Raw genomic sequence first — 21352 nt, 5'->3', positions numbered from 1 at the left:
GCTTCTGGGGGCGTGGTTGCGCCTGATGGGGTGGGTGGGGTTGTTGGCGGGGGTGGGGGGCGGCGGCGGGCGGCAGCGCCTCGGCGGGGGATCGGGAAGCGGCGGCGGGAGGGGGAGGCACCGGCTGGGGTTGAGGGGGATCCGGCGGTGGTGGCTCGGACGATCTTGCTGGACAAGTTGAGCGGTCAGCCGCGGACTCGGGCTGAGCTGGCTGATGTGCTGGCGGAGCGGGAGATTCCGGACGACATCGCGGACGAGGTGCTCGATCGGTTCACTGAGGTCGGTTTGATCAACGACGCCGCGTTCGCGACGGCCTGGGTGGAGTCGCGGCATCGAGGTCGCGGATTGGGTAAGCGCGCGTTGGCGCAGGAGCTGCGGCGGCGTGGGGTCGACGATGAGCTGACGCGGGACGCGCTCGACGAGCTGGAGCCGGAGCAGGAGGAGGAGACCGCGCGGGTGCTCGTCCGCAAGAAGCTGCGGTCGATGCGCTCGCTGGAGCGTGAGGTCGCGATGCGCCGGCTGCTCGGCATGCTTGCCCGCAAGGGATATCCAGGCGGGATGGCGATGAGCATCGTCAAACAAGAGCTCGACGCCTCCCACGAAGAACTCCCGCTCCTGGACGCCTCAGGCCTAGAACCCGACGACTGAGTCCGCTGCACCCACCACGCCCACCACACCCCGCCGGGACGGCACTCGGCGTCCGGCCGGCGCCGACCGTTCGCATTGGTGTCCGCGACGCGGGCCAGGACGACGTCCAAGAAACGCCGTCGACCAGCCCCGGGGGTGGGGTTGGTGGCCATCTGTTGGGTGCAGGGGGCTGTGGCGGTGGTGAGGGAGGGAGCTCAGGTCGGGGGGTGCGCATGGCGTGTGGGTTGGGTGGAGGTGAGTGGTCGGTCCGGGGGTGGGTCGGCTGTCACCTGCGGGGTGATGGCTGGGGTGGTGGCGGGGCCGGGTTCGGGGCGGTAGGTGCGCGTGAGGTGTGGGATGGGGCGTTGAGTAGTCAGGGGTGACGGGGTGGGGGCGAACAGTCCGGCGGATAGGGCTGGGGTCGTGTAGTCCGGCGGGTGGGGCTGGGGGGCTGGTCGTTGGGGAGGCCAGGGGTGAGTACTCCGGTGGACGTGGCTGGGGTGTTGGGGAGACGGGGGTGGTGGGTTTGGGTGGTTGACGGGGGGTGGGTGTGGGGGGAGGTTGGGGGGATGGTGACGGTGGAGGATGTGGGGCGGTTGGTGGGGGAGTTGCCGGGGACGGGGGAGGTTTGGCGGCGTGGGTGTCGGACTTGGACTGTGCGGGGCAAGGCTTATGCGTGGGAGCGGCCGTTCAGTAAGGCGGATTTGAAGCGGTTCGGGAGTGAGGTGCCGCCGGAGGGGGCGATTCTTGCGATCAAGGTTGAGGACTTGGGGGAGAAGGAGGCGGTGCTGGCGGCGCGGGCGGGGGATGGGTTCTTCACGATTTCGCATTTTGATGGGTACGCCGCTGTTCTGGTGCAGTTGGAGAAGGTGACGGAGGGGGTGTTGCGGGAGGCGTTGCTCGATGGGTGGCTGGTGTTTGCGCCGGAGGCGAGTGCTCAGGAGGTGCTTGCGTCTCGGAAGCGGTCGCCGAAGGCTCGGTAGGCGGCCAGGAATTCTGGTGGGGCGTGGGTGATCTGGAAGTCGGCGTCCAGGAATGCCAGTGGCAGGACCAGCCAGTGCCAGCTGTCGAGGGCGAGGGACAGTTCGGTGTGTAGCGGGTCGAGGGCTTGGACTTCGGCGTCCTGGTACTTGAATGCGTCGATCACGGCTTCGGCCGGCGCGTTGATCGTCAGCTGGACAGGGTGTTTCGTCTTCTGTAGGCCCTGCCGGAGGTAGGCCGTTGCTGACTCGGCCGGCAGCGGGCGCGTGGTGAAGCGCGTTGTACTGCGGCGCAGGTCGCGGAGCCGGTCGACGCGAAAGACGCGCCAGTCGTCACGGTCGAGGTCCCAGGCCAGCAGGTACCACCGCAGTAGGTGGTGAATCTGCCGGTGGGGCTCGACACGACGGATCGACTGCTCGCCTTGGCTGTTGAGGTAGTCGAACGAGATCGTCTGCTGCTGCCCGATCGCCTCGGCGAGCTCGCCCAACTGCTCGGCCGGGACGCTGGGCGCCGCTTGATGGCTGGTCTCGACACTCGCCCGGACCGACACTGCCCGCTCCCGCAGCCGCAGGGGGAGGAACTGGTCCACCTTCCCGTACGCGCGCGTCGCCGCGGCGTCGAGCCCGCCCTCGGACGCCGAACCGACCGAGCCGAGTGACGCCAGCGCCAGCAGGGTCGCGACCGCTTCGTCGTCGTCCAGGACGAGTGGGGGCATCGTACGGCCCGCTACGAGCCGGTAGTAGCCGCCGGGGCCGGGCTGGGTCTGCACCGGGTATCCGTAGCCGCGCAGCCGGTCGACGTCGCGGCGGAGCGTTCGCGGGCTGACGCCGAGCCGCTGTACGAGCTCGTCACCGCTGAACTCGCGCCCGGTCTGCAGAGTCGACAGCAGCGCCAGCATCCGCGCGGTGACATCGGCCATGCCTCCAGGATGCCGCAGATTGCGGCCAGAATCCGGCCACATTTCGACCTAGCGTCGGCGGTATGAGCGATCGAGTCATCACCTTGCGCCAGGCCCGGACGAACAACCTCGCCGCGATCGACCTCGACGTACCGCGCAATCAGCTGGTCGTCTTCGTGGGGCGATCGGGGTCGGGGAAGTCGTCGCTGGTCTTCGACACGATCGCGGCCGAGGCCGGGTACCAGCTGAACGAGACGTACCCGCCGTTCGCGCGGAACCGGTTGCCGAAGTGGGCGCGGCCGGAGGTCGAGCACATCGACGGGCTGACGCCGGTGATCGTGATCGACCAGCGGCGGATCGGCGGGAACGCGCGGTCGACGGTCGGCACGATCACCGACACCTGGACCTACCTGCGGTTGCTGTTCGCACGCCTCAGCGATCCGTACGTCGGGGAGTCGAACCGGTTCTCGTTCAACGATCCGAGCGGGATGTGCCCAGAGTGTTCCGGGCTCGGCGAGGTCGTGGTGAGTGCCGTCGACCGATTCCTGGACGTCGGCAAGTCGTTGGCGGAGGGGGCGATCCGGCTGCCCGGCTTCGGTCCGGGCAAGTACTGGTACGCGCAGTACGCCGACATCGGATCGTTCGAGGTGGACACACCGCTGCGCGACTGGACGCCGGGCGAACGGGAGGCGCTGTTGTACGGCGGACGCGCGGCCGCGAAACTCGGGCGGAAGCTGCCGAAGGACTACGAGGGCGTGGTCGAGCGATTCGAGCGGATCTACCTGCACACCGCCGACAACCTCTCGGAACGCAAGCAGGAGGCGATCCGGAAGTTCACCCGGTCGGCCGTCTGCTCCGAGTGCGCCGGCGATCGGCTGGCTGCGGAGCCGCGGGCCGCGACGGTGCGCGGACGGACGATCGGCGCACTGGCACAGCTGGAGATCACCGAGCTGCTCGAGTACGTGCGGGCGATCGACGAACCGGCTGTCGCACCAGCGGTTTCGGCGCTGGTCGCGCGACTGGAGGCGATGGTCACGATCGGGCTCGGGTATCTGGCGCTCGCGCGGGCGACGACGACCTTGTCCGGTGGCGAGTCGCAGCGGATCAAGACGGTCAAACATCTCGGGTCGAGTCTGACCGAGCTGACGTACGTCGTCGACGAGCCGACCGTCGGGCTGCATCCGACCGACGTGGATTCGATGATCGCGCTGCTCGAGCAACTGCGGGACAGCGGTAACAGCGTGCTGGTGGTCGAACACGATCCGGCGGTGATGCGGCACGCGGATCAGATCGTCGAGGTCGGCCCAGGAGCGGGGGACGCCGGCGGGCGAGTCGTGTTCCAGGGCACGTACGACGAGCTGCTCCAGGCGGACACGCCCACGGGCCGGGCGCTCCGGCGGGAGGGGAGCGAGGTGGTCGGACAACCGCAGAACGGCGAGCGGAGCACGGAGCCGGCTGGGCCTGGTGGGGACGGGGACGAGACGGCTCGGACGGCGGGAGAGCGGCTGGGGAGTTCGGCGCGCGGGGAGGCGGCCGGTGCGGAGCCGACCGGGGTTGGAGCGGCGAGGTGGTCGGGAAACGGGCCGGGGAACGATCGCAGGCGGGCGCGACGCGGCGACTCGGAGTCGGCTGGGGTTGGCGAGGGTTGGGCGGGCTGCTTGGGGTCGGGAGTTGGGGAGTTGGTGGTTCGGGGGGCTCGGATGAACAACTTGCGTGATGTGACGGTCGGGGTGCCGGGGGCGGGGATGACGGTGTTGTCGGGGGTGGCGGGGTCGGGGAAGTCGAGTCTGGCGGCGGAGTTCGTGGCGCAGCATGGGGCGGTCGTGGTCGATCAGTCGGGGGTTGGTGGCGGACGGCGGTCGACGCCGGTGACCTATACCGGGATCGCGCCGGCGATTCGCAAACTGTTTGCCCAGCGCAACAATGTTTCGCCGGCGTTGTTCAGTGCGAATTCCGCGGGCGCTTGTCCGGAGTGCCGCGGGCTGGGGGTGGTGTACACCGATCTGGCGTTCCTGGAAGGGCAGCAGGTGGTTTGCCCGGAGTGCGCCGGGCGGCGGTTCACGAATGCGGTCCTCGCGTACACGGTGGGCGGGTATTCGATCGCGGATGTCGAGCGATTGACGATCGAGCAGGCGATCGCGGAGTTACCGGACGCGGGGATCGCGCGCGGTTTGCGGCAGCTGGCCGCGGTCGGGCTCGGGTATTTGCGCTTGGGCCAGTCGCTGAACACGTTGTCGGGCGGGGAATGTCAGCGGGTGAAGATCGCCAGGGAATTGCGGGTCGCCGAGCGCGGGACGGCGTACGTGCTGGACGAGCCGACGACGGGGCTGCACCTGGACGACATCGCGACGCTGCTCGGCGTCCTGGATCGGCTGGTGGAGCGTGGGCACCCGGTGCTCGTCGTCGAGCACAACCTGGAGGTGATCCGGCGGGCGGACTGGCTGATCGACCTCGGGCCGGGGCCCGGGCGGCACGGCGGGACAGTGCTCTACGAAGGCCGGCCGGAGGCGTATCGCGGGTGCGGGACGCCGACCAGCCAGGCGCTCGAGGCGGCGTCCGATCACAGCGTGTGACGGGGTGTCGCGGAATCTGTGGTGGTGTTGACGGCGAGTGGCGTTGACGGGTGCGGGGCGACGGTGTGTTATCCGAAGTGGGACCGGTGTTTGGCCGGGCTCGTAGGCTGTGATTTTTCCGTCGATCCGCCCCTGACACCGCGGAGGGTGCAATGAACGATTTCCAGGAACAGGCGAAGAACTGGCTCCGGAACGTCGTCAAGCAGAACCCGGACCAGATCAAGGCCGGCGTGCAGAAGGCCGGCGATCTGATCGATCGGCAGACCGGCGGGAAGTACGCGGAGAAAGTCGACTCGGTGCAGGAAAAGGTCGGTAACTACGTCGACTCCCAATCCGGTGGCGCGCCCGCGGATGTGCCGGAAGGGCCCGGGAACCGCTCGGAGGACGCCGGCGCCACCACGGTCGGCGGTGAGGTCCCGGAGCCGTCCGACGACAGCTCGGCCGGCTCCAACCCCGCAGGCGCGGAAACCGGCGGCACGGTCTCCGGCACGGACGACGTCGTCCCGGACGACGCCGTGGACGCAGGCGAGAACACCGGCGACACAATCGGCGCGGACGACGCCGCCGATGCGGGCGAGAGCGCAGTCGACGAGGGTGCCACCGGCAGCCTCGACGAGAGCCTCTCGCCGGAGACCGATGCGCCCACCGGCGACGGCGCCACACAGAGCACCGGCGGGCTCCCAGGCCCTCGGGAGTAGCAAACCCAAGCGGGCCACCAACCCGCAGGACTTGCAGGCTCGCACACGCACACGAGCAGCAACCCGCACGACTAGCAGGCTGGTGTGAGTGACAACCGCGTGCGAACTGCAGGGTGCCCGGGTGCGGCTGGAGGTGGGAAGCGGCGGTGCGGCGGCGGCCGGGAGAGGTGGTTCCCGGGTGCCGGCCGGCCGCCGCTTCGGGTTGTACCCGGTGTTCGCGAACGGTTGCGGGGAGTGGGGATCGAGTGGACCAGTGGGGGCGCTGGTTTGTTGGTGCGACGGGGTCGCGGATGTGGTGGGGGCGTGGGTGAGTGTCCGTCTTGACCGGGTGGTGGGGCACGCCTAGCGTGGGGAATACGAAGGGATTACTCCACCTGACGGTGGCGGTTATAGCGAGCTGAAAGACTGCGACGGCGGGTTGCGACGCTGTCGGTTCGACGGCGCTCCGGTGGCTTCAGTGGCACCGGGTGATGTGGCCGCACTGCGGCCGGCCAGGTGGCGGCGACGCCCCGAGCCGGGCTGCCGGCATCGGCGTACCCGGCGGTGACTCCCTTCGACCGACTGCCACAGTTCCGCCCGGTGCGGGACTCGACGAGGGGAGAGGCCGATGCCACTCGCGGCTCTGCCGACGGCGGCCTCCGCCGGTCTGACCCTGATCGGACTGCTGATCGTGGGCCTGCTGGCCTGGATCGGCTTCACCCTCTCGCGCCGTAAGGCCGCCGACAACACGGCCGCCGCGGCGAACGCGCAGCTCGAGGCCGCGACCATCACCTCCGGCGCGAAGTCGCAGGCCGAGCTGATCAAGCGCCAGGCCGAGGAGGAGGCCGCTGTCCTGCGGGTGCGCGCGGAGACGTCGGAGCAGCGGGCCGAGGAGATCCGCCGCGCCGCCGAGGACCGCGCCTCCGAGGTTCGCCGGGACGCCGAGCAGCGGGCGTCCGACGTCCGGCGGGAGGCCGAGGCGGAGACGCAGTCGATTCGCGACGACCTGCGGGAGCAGCGGCTGGAGATGGAGCGTCGCGACCACCGGCTGACCGAGCGCGAGGAGCGGCTCGACGAGCAGCACCGGGTGCTGGAGGAGCGGCAGACCGAGCTGACCGCGCAGCTGACCGAGCTGGATCAGCGCAAGGCCGAGATCAAGGATCTCGAGGAGGAGCGCCGGCGGATCCTCGAAGGCGTCGCGAACCTGACCGCCGAACAGGCCAAGGCCGAGGTGGTCGCCGCGATCGAGACCGAGGCGAAGCGGCACGCGCACTCGATCGTCCGCGACATCGAGCGGCAGGCGCACGACGAGGGCGAGACGAAGGCGCGCAAGATCATCACCGGCGCCGTGCAGCGGCTGGCGAGTGAGCAGACCAGCGAGTCCGTGGTCTCGGTGGTGCACCTGCCCAGTGACGACATGAAGGGCCGGATCATCGGCCGCGAGGGCCGCAACATCCGGTCCTTCGAGCAGACCACCGGCGTCAACCTGATCATCGACGACACCCCCGAGGCCGTGCTGCTGTCGTGTTTCGACCCGGTCCGCCGGGAGACCGCGCGGCTCACGCTGGACTCGCTCGTCCTGGACGGCCGGATCCACCCGAGCCGGATCGAGGAGATCTACGAGCGCAGCAAGGGCGAGGTCGCCGAGCTGTGCGAGCGCGCCGCCGAGGACGCGATGGCCGAGGTCGGGATCACCGACCTGCACCCGGAGCTGGTCCGTACGATGGGCCTGCTGCGCTACCGGACGTCGTACGGGCAGAACGTGCTGAAGCACCTGATCGAGTCCGCGCACATCGCGGGGATGATGGCCGCCGAGCTGGGGCTCGATCCCAAGCTGTGCAAGCGCGGCGCGTTCCTGCACGACGTCGGCAAGGCGCTCACCCACGAGTCCGAGGGCAGCCACGCGATCGTCGGCGCCGAGCTGGCCCGCAAGTGGGGCGAGAGCGACGACGTCGTGCACTGTATCGAGGCGCACCACAACGAGGTCGAGGTGCGCACGGTGGAGGCCGTCCTGACCCAGGCCGCGGACGCCGTCAGCGGTGGCCGGCCGGGTGCGCGGCGCGAGTCGCTGGAGGCCTACGTACAGCGGCTCGAGCGGCTCGAGGAGATCGCCATGCACCACGACGGCGTCGAGAAGGTGTTCGCCATGCAGGCCGGGCGCGAGATCCGCGTGATGGTCCTGCCGGACGCCGTCGACGACATCGCGGCCCAGGTGATGGCCCGCGACATCGCCAAGCAGGTCGAGGAGGAGCTGACCTACCCGGGCCAGATCCGGGTCACCGTCGTCCGCGAGTCCCGCGCGACCGAGGTCGCCAAGTAGGGCCTGGGCTCAGACGTCCTCGCGCAGGTGCGTCGGCGTCACATCGATCGGCTTCTCGGCGACCTTCTCGTGCGGCGCCACGCTGTACTGCCGCTCGACCTCGGGTTTGAGCACCGTCGTCTCGTCCCGCCGGCGCGGGTTGGCCAGCCGGTACGACAGCCAGATCCCCGCCGCCCCGGCCAGCATGATGATGATCCCGAGCGCCGGCAGATTCAGCCGCTCCGAGGTGTCCCGTACGGCGAACGCGATGATGGCGCCCGCCGTCATCAGCGCGATTCCGGCTCCGATCCGCATAGCCAGCTCCTTCCGAACGCCCCGGCCCCGTGACGTGGAGTAGTGGATTTAACTCCCAGTACCCATGCCGTCACGCCGGTATGCGATCAGCGGAAGGCGTTCTGCCCGGTCAGGGCCTGGCCGATCACGAGCTGGTGGATCTCGGAGGTGCCCTCGTAGGTGAGGACGGATTCCAGGTTGTTGGCGTGCCGCATGATCGGGTACTCGCCGCTGATGCCGTTGGCGGCCAGGATCGTCCGGCACTCGCGAGCGATCGCGATGGCCTCGCGGGTGTTGTTCAGCTTCCCGACGCTGACCTGCTCGGGCCGCAGGGCGCCCTTCTCCTTCAGTCGGCCGAGGTGGACAGCGAGCAGGATGCCCTTGTTCAGCTCGACAGCCATATCGGCGATCTTGCCCTGGGTGAGCTGGTAGCCCGACAGCGGTTTGTCGAAGACTGTGCGCTCCCCGGCGTACGCGATGGCGGTCTCGAGGCAGTCGCGGGCCGCGCCCATCGCGCCGAAGATGATGCCGAAGCGGGCTTCGTTCAGGCACCCCAGCGGCCCCGACAGCCCCCGCGCTTCGGGGAGGACGGCGGACGCCGGCAGCCGCACGTCGTCCAGCACCAGCTCCGACGTGACCGAGGCGCGCAGCGACATCTTCTGCTTGATCTCCGGCGCCGAGAAGCCCGGCGTGGCCGTCGGTACGACGAAGCCGCGGACGCCGTCGTCCGTCCGCGCCCAGACCACGGCGACATCGGCCACCGAGCCGTTGGTGATCCACATCTTCGAGCCGTTCAGGACCCAGTCGTCACCGTCGCGGCGCGCGTTCGTCCGCATTCCGCCGGGGTTGGAGCCGAAGTCGGGCTCGGTCAGCCCGAAGCAGCCGATCGCCTCACCCGCCGACATCCGCGGCAGCCACTCTTCCTTCTGCTCGTCGCTGCCGTACTTCCAGATCGCGTACATCGCCAGCGACCCCTGTACTGAGACGAGCGAGCGCATCCCGGAGTCCGCTGCCTCGATCTCCAGGCAGGCCAGCCCGTACGCGACCGGACCGAGCCCAGCACAGCCGTAACCGGTCAGATGCATGCCGAGGAAGCCGAGCGCGCCCAGCTCCTTGGCCAGCTCCCGCGCGGGGATGCTGCCGCTCTCGAACCACTCCGGGAGCGACGGCCGCAGCCGCTCGTCAGCGAACCGCCGCGCGGCCGCCCGGACGTCGACCTCCTCCGCGGTGAGCAGCGAGTCGACGTCGACGAGGTCCAGGGAAGCGGTCATGGCCACACGCTAACGGTTACCGGACCAGTGCGAAGGAGGTTTTCGTCACTTCCGGGAGAAGGGCCACCACCAGCGCCGCTGCCGCGGGTGCCGGACCGTCACCGAGCTGTGCAGCACGGACCCGCGCACGATCAGATGGACGCCGCCTGCCGTCGCACCGCGCGTCTTGTTGCTGGCCGAGCCGCCCTGCAAGTCGAGCTCGTCGAGGGTGACCGACCAGCCGACCGGAACGATCATGGTGATCGAGCTGTGCTTGAGGTCGGCGTTCACGGTCACCTCGGGCCAGTGCACGACGGCGTCGGTGAAGTCGAGCCGCGCGGACGAGTGCTTCAGCTCGGCCATGACCCGCTCCGGCACCTGCCAGGCGCCTTCACGCTTCTGCGAGCTGTGCGTTGCGCGGATCGACACCTCCGCCGGCGCCGTCCGGCTGCGGACCGGCACCAGGTCGGCCGTCGCGTTCCGCAGCTCCAGCTGGGTTTTCGCGGCGTACACCTGGGTGAGCCGCTCGTCCAGCTCCTGGAAGTCGAGCCGGCCGTCGGTGTGCGCTTCCTGCAGCACAGTGGCCGCCTGCTCGCGGTCCTTGTCCGAGGCCCGTTGACCGGGCGGCGGCTGCTCGAGACTCATGATCCAACCGTACGCCGGGCAGGGTGTCCCCAACGCAATACACCGGGGTCGTCACCATCGGTCGCGACCTGGGACAATGACCGACGTGAACTCGCGCACCGTCGTCATCCTCGGCTCGACCGGCTCGATCGGCACTCAGGCCCTCGAGCTGATCGGCCGCAATCGGGACCGGTTCCGGGTGCTGGCGCTGTCAGCCGGCGGCGACAACGTCGGTCTGCTCGCGCAGCAGGCGCTGGAGTTCGGCGTCGAGGTAGTCGGCGTGGCCAAGGCCACAGTGGCCCAGGATCTGCAGCTGGCCTTCTACGCCGAGGCGCAGAAGCAGGGCTACGCGCAGGGCGACTTCCGGATCCCGAAGATCATCACCGGGCCGGATGCGTCGAGTGAGCTGGCCGCGCTGCCGTGTGACGTCGTACTGAACGGAATCACCGGTTCGGTCGGTCTGCACCCGACGCTGGCCGCGCTGGACGCCGGTAACACGCTTGCCCTGGCCAACAAGGAGTCGCTCGTCATCGGCGGTCCGGTGGTGACGCGGCGGGTGAAGCCCGGTCAGATCGTTCCGGTCGACTCCGAGCACAGTGCGATCGCGCAGTGCCTGCGGGGCGGCTCTCCGGCCGAGGTGCGTCGGCTGCTGCTGACTGCGAGCGGCGGGCCGTTCCTGGGCCGTAAGCGGAGCGAGCTGGCCGACGTCACCGTCGAGCAGGCGCTCGCGCACCCCAACTTCGCCATGGGCCCGGTCGTCACGATCAACTCGGCCACCTTGGTCAACAAGGGACTGGAGCTGATCGAGGCGCATCTGCTCTTCGGCATCCCGATGGACCGGGTGGACGTCGTCGTCCACCCGCAGCAGGCCGTGCACTCGATGGTCGAGTTCCACGACGGCTCGACGATCGCGCAGGTCTCGCCGCCGACCATGACGCTGCCGATCGCGCTCGGCCTCGGCTGGCCCGACCGGATACCGGACGCGTCCCCGCCGTGGGACTGGACCGCCGCGAGCAGCTGGCAGTTCCTGCCGCTGGACGACGACGCGTTCCCGGCGGTCGGCCTGGCCCGGGAGGCGGGTACCCGGGGCGGGACGGCGCCGGCCGTGTTCAATGCCGCGAACGAGGTCTGCGTGCAGGCTTTCCGGGACGGCCGGCTGCCGTTCCTGGCGATCGTCGACACAGTGGCCCGGGTGCTGACCGATCACGACGTACCCTCGTACGAGGAGCTGTCCGTGGACGACGTCCTCGCCGCGGACGCCTGGGCCCGGGCGCGGGCTCGCGAGATCACCGGAGTACAGGAGACCACGAACGCATGACCGCATTGCTCACCTTCATCGGCATCGTGCTGTTCGTGATCGGCATCCTGGTCTCGGTCGGGCTGCACGAGGTCGGCCACATGGTGCCCGCGAAGGCCTTCGGGATGAAGGTCACCCAGTTCTTCGTCGGTTTCGGGCGGACCCTCTGGTCGGTCAAACGCGGCGAGACCGAGTACGGCATCAAGGCCATCCCGGCCGGTGGTTTCGTCCGGATCATCGGCATGCTGCCGCCGGCCAAGGGCCAGGACCCGAACAAGGTCCGCAAGGCCAACACCGGGCCGATCCAGTCGATGGTCGAGAACGCCCGCTCCGCGGAGTACGAGACGATCGACCCGGCCGACAACGGCCGGCTGTTCTACCAGAAGGTCTGGTGGAAGAAGCTGATCGTGATGGCGTCCGGCCCGCTGGTCAACGTCGCGATCGCGTTCGTCCTGTTCGGCGGCCTGTTCATGCTGTACGGCGCCAACGTCGCGCAGACCACGGTCGCGACCGTCACCGACTGCGTGATCCCCGCGGCCCAGGCGACCGCGGACCGCAAGTGCACCGACGCCGACACGGTCTCCCCGGCCAAGACCGCCGGGTTCCAGGTCGGCGACAAGATCCTGTCCTTCAACGGGACGGCGATCTCCAGCTGGGACGACCTGACCCCGCTGATCCGCGCCAACACCGACCAGGCCGCGACGATCGTCGTCGAGCGCAACGGTCAGCAGCAGACGCTGCGGACGAACACCATCCTGAACCAGGTCCGCGAGAAGGCGGGCTCGGACAAGGTCGTCTCGGTCGGTTTCCTCGGGGTCTCGCCGGAGATGAAGGTCGAGCGCCAGGGGCCCGGATTCGTGGTCGACAAGATGGGTGAGCTGACCGTCGCGACCGTCCAGGCGATCGGCAACTTCCCGGAGAAGCTGGTCGGCGTCGCGAAGTCCATCGTCGGCGGCGAGCGCGACGAGAACGGCCCGATGAGCGTCGTCGGCGCCAGCCGGGTGGCCGGTGAGATCGCCGCCAACCAGTCGCTGACCGGCGGGGAGCGGATCGCGTTCCTGGTCTCGCTGCTCGCCTCGCTGAACCTGTTCCTGGCCCTGTTCAACTTCATCCCGCTGCTGCCGCTGGACGGCGGCCACATGGTCGGCGCGATCTGGGAGGGGATCCGGCGCGGTGTCGCGAAGCTGTTCGGCCGGCCCGACCCCGGGTACGTCGACGTCGCCAAGCTGCTGCCGATCGCGTACGTGATGGCCAGCGTCATCGTGGTGATGGGCGTACTGCTCGTCATCGCCGACATCGTGAACCCGATCCGGCTCTTCAACGGCTGATCACCCACCACCTGTGAGTAAGGAATCATGAGCATCAACCTGGGCATGCCCGCGCTGCCGCCTCCCGTTCTGGCCCCGCGCCGTAAGACCCGCCAGATCAAGGTGGGCAAGGTGCTGGTCGGCGGCGACGCGCCGGTCTCGGTGCAGTCGATGACGACCACGCTGACCTCGGACGTGAACACCACCCTGCAGCAGATCGCGGAGCTGACCGCGGCCGGTTGCGACATCGTCCGGGTCGCCTGCCCCTCGCAGGACGACGCCGACGCGCTGCCGGAGATCGCGCAGCACTCGCAGATCCCGGTGATCGCGGACATCCACTTCCAGCCCAAGTACGTGTTCGCGGCGATCGAGGCCGGCTGCGCGGCGGTCCGGGTGAACCCGGGCAACATCCGCAAGTTCGACGACCAGGTCAAGGAGATCGCGGCCGCCGCCAAGGACCACGGCACCTCGATCCGGATCGGCGTCAACGCCGGCTCGCTGGACCCGCGGCTGCTGAAGAAGTACGGCAAGGCCACCCCCGAGGCGCTGGTCGAGTCGGCCGTCTGGGAGGCGTCGCTGTTCGAGGAGCACGGCTTCCACGACTTCAAGATCTCGGTCAAGCACAACGACCCGGTCGTCATGGTCCGCGCCTACGAGCTGCTGTCCGAGCGCGGCGACTGGCCGCTGCACCTCGGCGTCACCGAGGCCGGCCCGGCCTTCCAGGGCACGATCAAGTCGGCGACCGCGTTCGGCGCCCTGCTGTCCAAGGGCATCGGCGACACCATCCGCGTCTCGCTGTCCGCGCCCCCGGTCGAGGAGGTCAAGGTCGGCCTGCAGATCCTGCAGTCGCTGAACCTGCGCGAGCGCAAACTCGAGATCGTCTCCTGCCCGTCCTGCGGCCGCGCCCAGGTCGACGTCTACACCCTGGCCGAGCAGGTCACCGCCGGCCTCGAAGGCATGGAGGTCCCGCTCCGCGTCGCCGTCATGGGCTGTGTCGTCAACGGCCCCGGCGAAGCCCGCGAAGCCGACCTCGGCGTCGCCTCCGGCAACGGCAAGGGCCAGATCTTCGTCAAGGGCGAGGTCATCAAAACCGTCCCCGAGTCCCAGATCGTCGAGACCCTCATCGAAGAAGCCATGCGCATCGCCGAAGAAATGGGCGAAACCACCGCCTCCGGCGAACCCACGGTCACCGTCGGATGACGCAGTACGTCGTCGTCAGCGCCGTCGCGGGCGAGGCGCGGTATGTGCCGGACGATCTGCCGGTGGTGATTACCGGGGTGGGGAAGACGGCGGCGGCGGTTGCTGTGGCTCGGGTGTTGGCGGAGCGGGATCGGTCCGATCTGGTTGTTCTGAATGTTGGGACGACGGGGGCGCTGCGGGACGGGGTGTCGGGGCTTTATCTGCCGAGTGTGGTGATCAACCACGATGTGAACGCGGAGGCGATTCGCGGGATCGGGCTTGATCCGCAGGAGGAGCTGGCGGTTGAAGGTGGGGACGGGAGTGTGCTGGCGTCGGGGGATGTGTTTGTGACCGACCCGGTGGTGCGGGCTCGGCTGGCGGAGCGGGCGCAGCTGGTCGACATGGAGGCGTACGGCGTGGTGTACGCCTGCCGCGAGTTCGGCGTACCGGTCCGCGTGGTCAAGCATGTTTCGGACGACGCCGACGAGAGCGCTCATGACTGGCCCGCTCTGGTCGACCGTAGCGCCAAGGTGCTCGGCGACTGGGTCACGGAGTACGTGAACCGAACCGCCTGAGTGCCGCGGCCCCAGGGGGTGGACTGGGGTTAGCGGGCGTGCTGAGAATGCCGGGTGGCTGATACTCGCGGCGGGGCGCTGTTGTGCCGGCTCAACCTGCACCGGCGGGAGGGGGATTGGCGGGCCGGAGAGGGCTGCCGACAGGTGCGGGCGTGCAGCAGGTGTGGCCAGGAGCTGCAGTCGGCGACGGCGCATCAGTGGGGTGAGCCGGTGCGGTACGACGACGGACGCGGGGTGTGCGCGTCGACCACCACCTGTGCGGTGTGTGCGGAGGAGCGGCGCGGTTTCGTGCACGACCTGCACCGGTACGCGGGGGACGCCGTACCGGTGCAGCCGAAGGGGTTCCGGACGCTCGAGCGGCACAGGTGTGCTGAGGTCGAGATCTGCGTGCGGTGCGGGGAGGTGACGTGGGACGGGTGGCAGCACGAGTACGGCGACCTGAACCGGTGCGTCCGGTGTGGGCTGGCGGCGCATCTCGATCCTGGGTATGAGGCTTGACCTTGACCCCAGGGGGAGGGTTTAGCGTCGGGGGAGAGGAGGCGAGATGCGGATCGGGGATCTGGCAGCGGCGGCCGGTGTGACGGTGAAGGCGGTGCGGTACTACGAGGGCCAGGGGCTGCTCAAGCCGCGCCGGGCGGCCAACGGGTACCGGGTGTACGACGCCGAGGACGTGGTGATCGTGCGCGAGGTGAAGGCGCTGCTGAGTCTCGGGCTGACCGCCGAGCAGACGTACCCGTTCATCGAGTGCCTGCGCGCCGGCAACGACCGGGCCGATGTGTGCCCGGCGTCGCTGACGGCGTACCGGATCCGGATCGCGGAGGTGGAGCAGCGGATCGACGAGCTGACCGCGCTGCGCGAGCGGCTGGCCGGCCTCCTGACCGATGCCGAGAGCTGGAGGACGAATGAGTGAGCTGCAAGTCGTCGACGAGACGACGTTCGACGAGCTGGTACTGCGGGCCGGTCAGCCCGTCCTGGTCGACTTCTGGGCCCAGTGGTGCCCGCCGTGCCACCAGATCGTGCCGATCCTGGAGCAGATCGATGCCGAGCGCAACGACCAGCTGACCGTCGTCAAACTCAACGCCGACGAGAACCCGGCGATCACCGCCGCCTACCGGGTGCAGGCGATGCCCACGCTGATGCTGTTCCAGCACGGCCGCCCGATCTGGGCCGTCGTCGGCGCCCGGCCGAAGGCCAAGCTACTCAAGGAGCTGGACGACGCCCTACTCGCCGCCGTCTAGCCGCTCGACCACTGCTGCCAGCACGGCAGCCCAGTGAGCCCGCTGGCGTTCGCGCTCCGCCGCGTCCGCCAGCCGCTCCTGGTGGAACCGCAACACGGCCTTCGAGCCAGAGCCTGTCACCGTCACCTGCACAGTCGTCTCGTGCGACCAGTCCGCCGGCTGCCAGGTCAACCGCGCCCGCCCGTGCGCGTGCAGACTGCGCACTTCGCCGACAGTCCCGTCCACGGTCTCGTACGCCGCGCCGTCCGTCAGCTCAACGCCCTCGCCAAGCCAGAACGCGACGCCGGCCGGGCTCGTCACGAACGCCCAGACGTCGTCCGCGGCGTACGGCACCGTCTTCGAGACGCCGATGTTCCACCCGACATCCTTCGTCAGCCCGGTCGGCATCAGAGCGCAGACTGCTGGTGGAAGATCACGCGCCACTCGCCGGAGCCGTTGTTCCAGACCGTGCTCGCGTACGACGGCAGATGCATTTCGGACCCGTCGACCAGGGCCACCACGTCGACCCGATACGTCACGACGGCCGTGTGCTCGTCGACGACGATCACCTGCTCGCCCGACCGATCCGTCGTCAGATAAGGGTTGTGATTGACCTGGATCCCGGGGACGGCGGTCGCCTTGTCGATGATGCCCCACTTGCTGACCGCGATCGCGTCGTCCCGCAGCCACTGCGCGTAGAACGCGCCGTCCCCCTCGCGGTTCGCCTTCCAGAGCCGGTCCTCGAGCTCGAGCAAAGTCTCCGTGATCGACATGCTGATCCTCCGTGTAACTGGTTATACCGGTGTCTGACACCGAATATAGTGGTTACATGAAGCCAGGAGCAAGAGGTCTGACCGGAACCGACGGCGTGACCCACACCTTCGATCCCGGCAGTTTCGCGCTCGAGCTGATCCTCAGCGGCGGCCCGCCGCCCTGGGACCGCTACGAAACCCTGCACACCCCCGCGGACGCCGCCGCCTGGCTCGCCGACTCCTATCTGGCCGCCGACCTCCCGCTCAGCCCCGCCGACATCCACCTCACCGAAGCCGAGCTGGAGCGCCTCAAACAGTTCCGCTCGATCCTCTGGCGCGTCATCCCCAACCTGACCGGCGGCGAGGTGCCCGGCGTCGTCCCGAGTGCTCTCACCGCCGCCGACCGCGCTCTGATCAACAGCGCGGTCGCCGCCACTCCGGCCCCCGAGCTGGACGACCACGGCGTCCTCCGCCGCCGGACGCCGGTCACCGGCGACCAGATCCTCGGCGCCGCCGCCCGCGACCTGATCGCCATCATCGGCACCGACCGCGTCACCCGCCTCCGCATGTGCGAAGGCGGCAACTGCGCCCTGATGTTCTACGACACCTCCCGCCCGGGCAACCGCCGCTGGTGCTCCATGCAGCGGTGCGGCAATCGCCACAAAGTCGGCAACTACCGCACCCGCCACACCACCTAACGCTTCCGGAAGAACCAGCGCTGGCACGGCCCGCCGTGGTAGAACCACGTGATCACTTCGGCCTGGCTCGTTCGGTTGCAGTCGGCAACATCCATCGACAGCCCGGTGCCCGCCTGGATGACGCTGTAGCTGCCCTCCGGGCTGGGCTCGATCCGCCAGAGCTGGCATTCGGTGTCGTTGTTCGTCCACAGCGTGACCTTTGCCGCCGGCAACTTCGAGCAGCCCTCGATGTCGACCACCTTCGAGCTGTTCCCGTCGACGATCTTGTACAGGTCGTCGCCGAGGCTCTGCAGTTTCCACTGCTGACAGGCGCTGTTCGGGAAGTCGTCCCAGATCCGGATGTTGCCGCCGTCCTGGGTCTGGCAGTTCTCGACGTCCAGGACGCCCGTCGCGCTGGTCGCGGCCGACGTCCGGTACCGCGCGGTCAGGTTCTCGCCCAGCTGCGTCTGGTTGTAGGCCGGCCGCAGGATCCACTGCTGGTTCGCCGCCTGACCGCAGGTCTCCTGCCGGACCTGCTCACCGTCGTTCGGCGATCCGCCGATGATGGACAGGCACTTCGCGCTGTGCGCGACCTTCAGCTGGACGACGGTGTCGTAGCTGGAGCCGTCGACGTACGTGAGCGTCACCTGCTGGTTCGCGGTCGGCTCGCCGTTCCCGTTACCGCACGACCACTGGATCAGCTCACCCCCGTCCTCCAGACTCCAGCCGCCGATATCGGCGCAGCGCAACGCGTTCTCACCGGTCGCGGTGTGCACCGCCTTGATCGCGTACTGCTCGGTCCCGGCGACCTGGTCGATGTGGAAGCGGGCGTTCATCGCGAGCGTCTCGCACTTGTACTGCACGTATTTGGCGAGGTTGTTCGGATCGGCGTTCCACACGTTCAGGCACTTCCCGCTGTTGCGGTTGACCAGCTCGTACTCCCGGTGCTCGATGTCGAACTTCGGCCCGGTCACCGCCCCGGTCTCGCCCTCCCAGCCCTTGACCCGATCCGCGAACGCCGTACCGCTGGACCGGAAGCTGAACACCTGCCGGTCCACCGGGGCCGTGCCACCGGCGTACAGGATCGCGACGTCGTCCAGCCGGTCCCGGTTGTAGTCGCCGGTCGTCAGCGTCGCCTTCGACAGGTCGAGATCGATCGTCTTGCGCCACCACGAGCTCTGCGTCAGCGCCGTCCCGTTCGAGCGCAGCACGGTCAGGCCGGCATCGGTCCCGCCGGCCGCGACGCCGTACTCGTACAGCGCGACGATGTCGTCCTTCCCGTCGCCGTCCACATCGGCGACGGCCGGCCGCGCCTTCTCCCAGCACAGCCCGCCGGCGCCGGAGTCGAAGATCGTCCGGGCCGCCGCGAACGAGGTCCCGGTCGACTTGTACAGATCCACCGTCGTCCGGCAGCCGTTGAGGTTGCGCACGCTGAGCAGGTCGAGTTTGTTGTCGCCGTCGATGTCGGCCAGCAGCGGCGCGCTCGCCGACCACGGGTTACCCGCCGCGGCGGTCGCCCAGGTCGTCGGCGTGGCGAAGTTGTTCGCGGCCCGGAACACCAGTGAGCTCCAGCTGTCCGATCCGGCGTTCTGGACGACGATGTCGTCCTTCCCGTCCCCGTCGACGTCCCCGCCGATCATCCGGGCCGTGCTCAGCGGCCAGCCGTTCGGCCCGCTGCTCCACAGCGCCGGCGGCGCGTCGTACCGGTTGCCGTCGGACTTCAGTTTGTAGAGCCAGAGCTGCCGGCCCGCGCCCTCGCGGAACAGCGCGAGGTCGGTCTTCCCGTCCCGGTCGAAATCACCTTGGACCGGCCGGGTGCGGTACAGGTTGAAGCCGCCGCCCTCGCGGCTGTCCCAGCCGATGTAGCCGGGGTAGAAGCTGTTGTCCCCGGCCGAGTCGAAGTTCCAGACCGCGGTCCGGCCGTAGCCGTGGTCGACGACCGAGGTGAGGTCGGCGCGGCCGTCGCCGTTGACGTCGTTGCGGACGAACGACCGCGGCGGCGCGCCCTCCTCGAGCGCCTGCAGACTCCACTGCTTGAACTTGTCGCTCAGGTTCCCGGCGCGGTCGACGGCCTTGACGAACAACATCGCGGACGGCGGACTCTGCGATCCTTCGGGGATGTCGAGGGTGACCGGGATCGTCGCGGTACCGCTCGCGTCGCGTTTGACCCGCATCGTCATCTTGTCCTGCTGGTAGCCGAACAGGAACTCGCTCACGTCGGTGTCGGCCGCGGAGCCGATCTTGAACGTCACCTTGCCCGCGGTCCGCAGCGTGGTCACCGGCTCGCCGTTCGGGAAGTCGGTCGAGGTGACGATCGGCGTCGCCGGTTTGATCGTGTCCACGACGAACCAGCACTCCGGCGTCGACGGGCCGGTGACGTGGTCGTCGCGGGTCGTCGCCTTGTACCGGTACGGCGTGTTCGCCGCCAGCTTGCCGGCCGGGACCTCGGGCCAGGAGAAGGCCGCGCCGCTGACGGTCGGGCCGACCTCGGCGGAGTGCGCCTCGGCGCCCGCGGCGTCCAGGATCTCCAGCTTGGTCCGGACGTTGTCACCGGCGTCCGGGTCGTTCGCGATCCCGGCGAACTGCGGCTGCGGGGTCGCGATCGCGGTCGGCGCCGCCTTCGTACCGCAGGGGCGCGGCCGGGTGAAGTTGACGTTCTTCGGCATCCGCGGCGGCGTGTTGTAGTCGATCGCGATCACCGCGGTGTTCGGGTGGAACTTCTTCCACTGCCAGCCGTCGGACTCGTTCTCCGCGCGCAGCCCGAAGGCGACCTGCGGCTCCCGCCGGTCGGCGATGCCCTGGACGATCGCCTTCAGCGTGTCGTTGCCGAACTCGATCGGGTTGTCCTCGTGCCAGGGATAGGCCTCGCCGGTCGAGGTGGCGACGTGCTGGCGCCAATAGCCTTCCTGGTTGCCCCAGTTGACGACGTCCGTGGTCTTCAGCTGGTTCAGCCACCACAGCTGGACCGGCCGCGCGACGCCGTCGGGCGACTTGTTGATCGTGATCCGGAAGGTCGCCTTGACGATCTGGCTGCCGGCGATCGTCTGCGCGCCGTTGGTCGTGTTCATCAGGAACATCGAGCGGTACCGGTGGTTGGTCTCGCCGTAGATCGCGCCCATCTTGGCGCCCTCGTCGTTGCGGTCGTACGCCCAGCCGTGGTCGCTGCCGGACATCTTCGTGCTCACGTGCAGCCAGTTGACCAGCCCGCCGCCGAGTGACGGGTCGATCAGCACCGGGTACTTCGTCGCCGGATCCGTGAGCAGCTTCTGGTTCGGGGTCAGGGTCATCGTCGTCGGCGTCAGCTCGATCCCGAGCCGGGACGTCGTCCGCGCGGCGTCCCACATCGTCGGCGGGGGAGCGGTGAACACCGTCTCACCTTTCTTGCCCTGGGCAAGCGTCGTCCCGTCCTTGCGCACCGACAGTTTCAGGCTGTCGCTGCTGACCGGATACCGCAGCGTCCGCAACGCCGGATTCCCGGCCGCCTGCCGGTTCTTCACCACCAGCAGATGCTGGAAGTCCGTGATCCCTACCACGATCCGCAGATCCACCCCCGGCAACACCTCCGGGTACGTCGCCGTGTCACCACTCAGCCGCGGCGCCGGCAATCGCCCCGGCCACCCCATCGCGACCTGCTGCCCCCGCTTCCCGATCGTCAGCAAATGCCCCGACCCGCCCCCCGACAACACGATCGGCGTCACCGCCGCCCGCGGCCGCACACTCCCGTCACCCCCCTTCACCAGCGTCGCATCCGGCGCCACCCACCCCTTCCCCCGCCGAACCCGCACCGGCACCGCATGCTGCTCCAGCGTCTTCGTCCCATCCGGATTCGCAAAAACCGACCCCGTCTCACTCCGCAACCCCTCCACCTCAACCCGCTTCCCACTCTCCCGCGCCGCGGACTGTGCTTTCGCCATCGGCGACTCGGCCGCGGGCGGGGTGCTGTCGACCGTCCCGGAAGGCGTCACCGCCTCCGAGCGGCCGGCGACGACACCGGTGGGAAGCAGTAACGAGCCCACAACGAGGGCCCGCAAAACTCGACCGAACTTCATGGTGGTCACCTCACCGCGACGCACGCACGGCGCGACGCCTCGAAAGAACTGCGGGGATCGGGGAAGGCCCCGGGGA

20 protein-coding genes are annotated in these 21352 nt (G+C 69.2%); 13 read left to right on the top strand and 7 right to left on the bottom strand.

Annotation, left to right across the window (positions count from 1 at the left end; translation table 11 throughout):
• Positions 1-147: 147 nt before the first annotated feature.
• Together ACZ6ZD_RS16685 and ACZ6ZD_RS16680 are read left to right on the top strand one after the other, a co-directional pair.
• Positions 148-648, top strand: coding sequence for a regulatory protein RecX (locus ACZ6ZD_RS16685; protein WP_465672921.1), 501 nt, complete (start codon positions 148-150; stop codon positions 646-648).
• A gap of 548 nt (positions 649-1196) precedes the next feature.
• Positions 1197-1610 carry a hypothetical protein gene (locus tag ACZ6ZD_RS16680; RefSeq protein WP_465672919.1) on the top strand — a complete coding sequence of 138 codons (414 nt, stop codon included), beginning with the start codon at positions 1197-1199 and terminating at the stop codon, positions 1608-1610.
• Here ACZ6ZD_RS16680 and ACZ6ZD_RS16675 read toward each other — a convergent pair.
• The gene (locus ACZ6ZD_RS16675) at positions 1565-2527 is read right to left on the bottom strand and encodes a helix-turn-helix transcriptional regulator (RefSeq protein ID WP_465672917.1); all 963 of its coding nucleotides are present in this window, start codon (positions 2525-2527) and stop codon (positions 1565-1567) included. The two genes, ACZ6ZD_RS16680 and ACZ6ZD_RS16675, sit on opposite strands and share 46 nt — an antisense overlap.
• A gap of 62 nt (positions 2528-2589) precedes the next feature.
• Between ACZ6ZD_RS16675 and ACZ6ZD_RS16670 the strand changes: the two genes are divergently transcribed.
• The 3 genes from ACZ6ZD_RS16670 (at position 2590) to rny (ending at position 8076) form a co-directional block, all read left to right on the top strand.
• Entirely contained in the window at positions 2590-5079 is a 2490-nt protein-coding gene (locus ACZ6ZD_RS16670; RefSeq protein ID WP_465672915.1) for an ATP-binding cassette domain-containing protein, read from the top strand.
• 152 nt (positions 5080-5231) lie between these two features.
• A complete protein-coding gene (locus tag ACZ6ZD_RS16665) occupies positions 5232-5777 on the top strand; it encodes an antitoxin (RefSeq protein WP_465672913.1) in 546 nt (181 codons plus the stop codon).
• A 607-nt stretch (positions 5778-6384) separates the two neighbouring features.
• Positions 6385-8076 carry a ribonuclease Y gene (gene rny / locus ACZ6ZD_RS16660; protein WP_465672911.1) on the top strand — a complete coding sequence of 564 codons (1692 nt, stop codon included), beginning with the start codon at positions 6385-6387 and terminating at the stop codon, positions 8074-8076.
• Positions 8077-8085: 9 nt separating this feature from the next.
• Here the strand turns inward: rny and ACZ6ZD_RS16655 are convergent, their stop codons facing one another.
• From ACZ6ZD_RS16655 to ACZ6ZD_RS16645, 3 genes are all read right to left on the bottom strand, one after another.
• Positions 8086-8370, bottom strand: a complete 285-nt coding sequence (locus ACZ6ZD_RS16655; protein ID WP_465672909.1) for a DUF6458 family protein — start codon at positions 8368-8370, stop codon at positions 8086-8088.
• 86 nt (positions 8371-8456) lie between these two features.
• On the bottom strand, positions 8457-9620 hold the full coding sequence (locus ACZ6ZD_RS16650) for an acyl-CoA dehydrogenase family protein (protein ID WP_465672907.1): 1164 nt from the start codon (positions 9618-9620) through the stop codon (positions 8457-8459).
• 45 nt (positions 9621-9665) lie between these two features.
• Positions 9666-10244 (bottom strand): DUF1707 SHOCT-like domain-containing protein, encoded by a 579-nt coding sequence (locus tag ACZ6ZD_RS16645; RefSeq protein WP_465672905.1) that lies wholly within the window; start codon positions 10242-10244, stop codon positions 9666-9668.
• A 76-nt stretch (positions 10245-10320) separates the two neighbouring features.
• Here ACZ6ZD_RS16645 and dxr point away from each other — a divergent pair, with 76 nt between their 5' ends.
• The 7 genes from dxr to trxA are packed head-to-tail and all read left to right on the top strand — an operon-like array spanning position 10321 to position 15819.
• Positions 10321-11541, top strand: a complete 1221-nt coding sequence (dxr, locus tag ACZ6ZD_RS16640; protein WP_465672903.1) for a 1-deoxy-D-xylulose-5-phosphate reductoisomerase — start codon at positions 10321-10323, stop codon at positions 11539-11541.
• On the top strand, positions 11538-12848 hold the full coding sequence (locus ACZ6ZD_RS16635) for a M50 family metallopeptidase (protein ID WP_465672901.1): 1311 nt from the start codon (positions 11538-11540) through the stop codon (positions 12846-12848). Before dxr ends, ACZ6ZD_RS16635 begins: the two co-directional genes overlap by 4 nt.
• Positions 12849-12875: 27 nt before the next feature.
• Positions 12876-14027 (top strand): flavodoxin-dependent (E)-4-hydroxy-3-methylbut-2-enyl-diphosphate synthase, encoded by a 1152-nt coding sequence (gene ispG / locus ACZ6ZD_RS16630; protein ID WP_465672899.1) that lies wholly within the window; start codon positions 12876-12878, stop codon positions 14025-14027.
• Complete coding sequence (locus ACZ6ZD_RS16625; protein WP_465672897.1) at positions 14024-14581, top strand: nucleosidase; 558 nt, start codon at positions 14024-14026, stop codon at positions 14579-14581. Before ispG ends, ACZ6ZD_RS16625 begins: the two co-directional genes overlap by 4 nt.
• Positions 14582-14635: 54 nt before the next feature.
• Entirely contained in the window at positions 14636-15079 is a 444-nt protein-coding gene (locus ACZ6ZD_RS16620) for a hypothetical protein (RefSeq protein ID WP_465672895.1), read from the top strand.
• A 46-nt stretch (positions 15080-15125) separates the two neighbouring features.
• Positions 15126-15491: a MerR family transcriptional regulator gene (locus ACZ6ZD_RS16615; protein WP_465672892.1), complete on the top strand. Its 366-nt coding sequence runs from the start codon at positions 15126-15128 to the stop codon at positions 15489-15491.
• Positions 15484-15819: a thioredoxin gene (trxA, locus tag ACZ6ZD_RS16610; RefSeq protein WP_465672890.1), complete on the top strand. Its 336-nt coding sequence runs from the start codon at positions 15484-15486 to the stop codon at positions 15817-15819. Before ACZ6ZD_RS16615 ends, trxA begins: the two co-directional genes overlap by 8 nt.
• Here trxA and ACZ6ZD_RS16605 read toward each other — a convergent pair.
• Together ACZ6ZD_RS16605 and ACZ6ZD_RS16600 are read right to left on the bottom strand one after the other, a co-directional pair.
• Positions 15802-16206, bottom strand: coding sequence for an SRPBCC domain-containing protein (locus tag ACZ6ZD_RS16605; protein WP_465672888.1), 405 nt, complete (start codon positions 16204-16206; stop codon positions 15802-15804). The two genes, trxA and ACZ6ZD_RS16605, sit on opposite strands and share 18 nt — an antisense overlap.
• Positions 16206-16571, bottom strand: coding sequence for a nuclear transport factor 2 family protein (locus ACZ6ZD_RS16600; protein WP_465672886.1), 366 nt, complete (start codon positions 16569-16571; stop codon positions 16206-16208). Before ACZ6ZD_RS16600 ends, ACZ6ZD_RS16605 begins: the two co-directional genes overlap by 1 nt.
• Before the next feature lie 56 nt (positions 16572-16627).
• Between ACZ6ZD_RS16600 and ACZ6ZD_RS16595 the strand changes: the two genes are divergently transcribed.
• Entirely contained in the window at positions 16628-17248 is a 621-nt protein-coding gene (locus ACZ6ZD_RS16595) for a CGNR zinc finger domain-containing protein (protein WP_465672884.1), read from the top strand.
• On the opposite strand, the gene ACZ6ZD_RS16590 is transcribed toward ACZ6ZD_RS16595, so the two are convergent.
• Positions 17245-21276 carry an RICIN domain-containing protein gene (locus tag ACZ6ZD_RS16590; RefSeq protein ID WP_465672882.1) on the bottom strand — a complete coding sequence of 1344 codons (4032 nt, stop codon included), beginning with the start codon at positions 21274-21276 and terminating at the stop codon, positions 17245-17247. The genes ACZ6ZD_RS16595 and ACZ6ZD_RS16590 overlap by 4 nt on opposite strands.
• Positions 21277-21352: the final 76 nt, after the last annotated feature.

The sequence above is a fragment of the Kribbella sp. NPDC104218 genome (assembly GCF_055584105.1).
The sequence above is the reverse complement of the archived record's forward strand: the minus strand, read 5'-3'. Positions and strand labels throughout refer to the sequence as shown.

Excerpts from the sequence above, each read along its gene's own strand:
- ACZ6ZD_RS16680 (WP_465672919.1), top strand. The coding sequence starts at position 1,197 with ATGGTGACGGTGGAGGATGTGGGGCGGTTGGTGGGGGAGTTGCCGGGG.
- ACZ6ZD_RS16675 (WP_465672917.1), bottom strand. The coding sequence starts at position 2,527 with ATGGCCGATGTCACCGCGCGGATGCTGGCGCTGCTGTCGACTCTGCAG.
- ACZ6ZD_RS16670 (WP_465672915.1), top strand. The coding sequence starts at position 2,590 with ATGAGCGATCGAGTCATCACCTTGCGCCAGGCCCGGACGAACAACCTC.
- ACZ6ZD_RS16665 (WP_465672913.1), top strand. The coding sequence starts at position 5,232 with ATGAACGATTTCCAGGAACAGGCGAAGAACTGGCTCCGGAACGTCGTC.
- rny (WP_465672911.1), top strand. The coding sequence starts at position 6,385 with ATGCCACTCGCGGCTCTGCCGACGGCGGCCTCCGCCGGTCTGACCCTG.
- ACZ6ZD_RS16655 (WP_465672909.1), bottom strand. The coding sequence starts at position 8,370 with ATGCGGATCGGAGCCGGAATCGCGCTGATGACGGCGGGCGCCATCATC.
- ACZ6ZD_RS16650 (WP_465672907.1), bottom strand. The coding sequence starts at position 9,620 with ATGACCGCTTCCCTGGACCTCGTCGACGTCGACTCGCTGCTCACCGCG.
- ACZ6ZD_RS16645 (WP_465672905.1), bottom strand. The coding sequence starts at position 10,244 with ATGAGTCTCGAGCAGCCGCCGCCCGGTCAACGGGCCTCGGACAAGGAC.
- dxr (WP_465672903.1), top strand. The coding sequence starts at position 10,321 with ATGACCGACGTGAACTCGCGCACCGTCGTCATCCTCGGCTCGACCGGC.
- ACZ6ZD_RS16635 (WP_465672901.1), top strand. The coding sequence starts at position 11,538 with ATGACCGCATTGCTCACCTTCATCGGCATCGTGCTGTTCGTGATCGGC.
- ispG (WP_465672899.1), top strand. The coding sequence starts at position 12,876 with ATGAGCATCAACCTGGGCATGCCCGCGCTGCCGCCTCCCGTTCTGGCC.
- ACZ6ZD_RS16625 (WP_465672897.1), top strand. The coding sequence starts at position 14,024 with ATGACGCAGTACGTCGTCGTCAGCGCCGTCGCGGGCGAGGCGCGGTAT.
- ACZ6ZD_RS16615 (WP_465672892.1), top strand. The coding sequence starts at position 15,126 with ATGCGGATCGGGGATCTGGCAGCGGCGGCCGGTGTGACGGTGAAGGCG.
- trxA (WP_465672890.1), top strand. The coding sequence starts at position 15,484 with ATGAGTGAGCTGCAAGTCGTCGACGAGACGACGTTCGACGAGCTGGTA.
- ACZ6ZD_RS16605 (WP_465672888.1), bottom strand. The coding sequence starts at position 16,206 with ATGCCGACCGGGCTGACGAAGGATGTCGGGTGGAACATCGGCGTCTCG.
- ACZ6ZD_RS16600 (WP_465672886.1), bottom strand. The coding sequence starts at position 16,571 with ATGTCGATCACGGAGACTTTGCTCGAGCTCGAGGACCGGCTCTGGAAG.
- ACZ6ZD_RS16595 (WP_465672884.1), top strand. The coding sequence starts at position 16,628 with ATGAAGCCAGGAGCAAGAGGTCTGACCGGAACCGACGGCGTGACCCAC.
- ACZ6ZD_RS16590 (WP_465672882.1), bottom strand. The coding sequence starts at position 21,276 with ATGAAGTTCGGTCGAGTTTTGCGGGCCCTCGTTGTGGGCTCGTTACTG.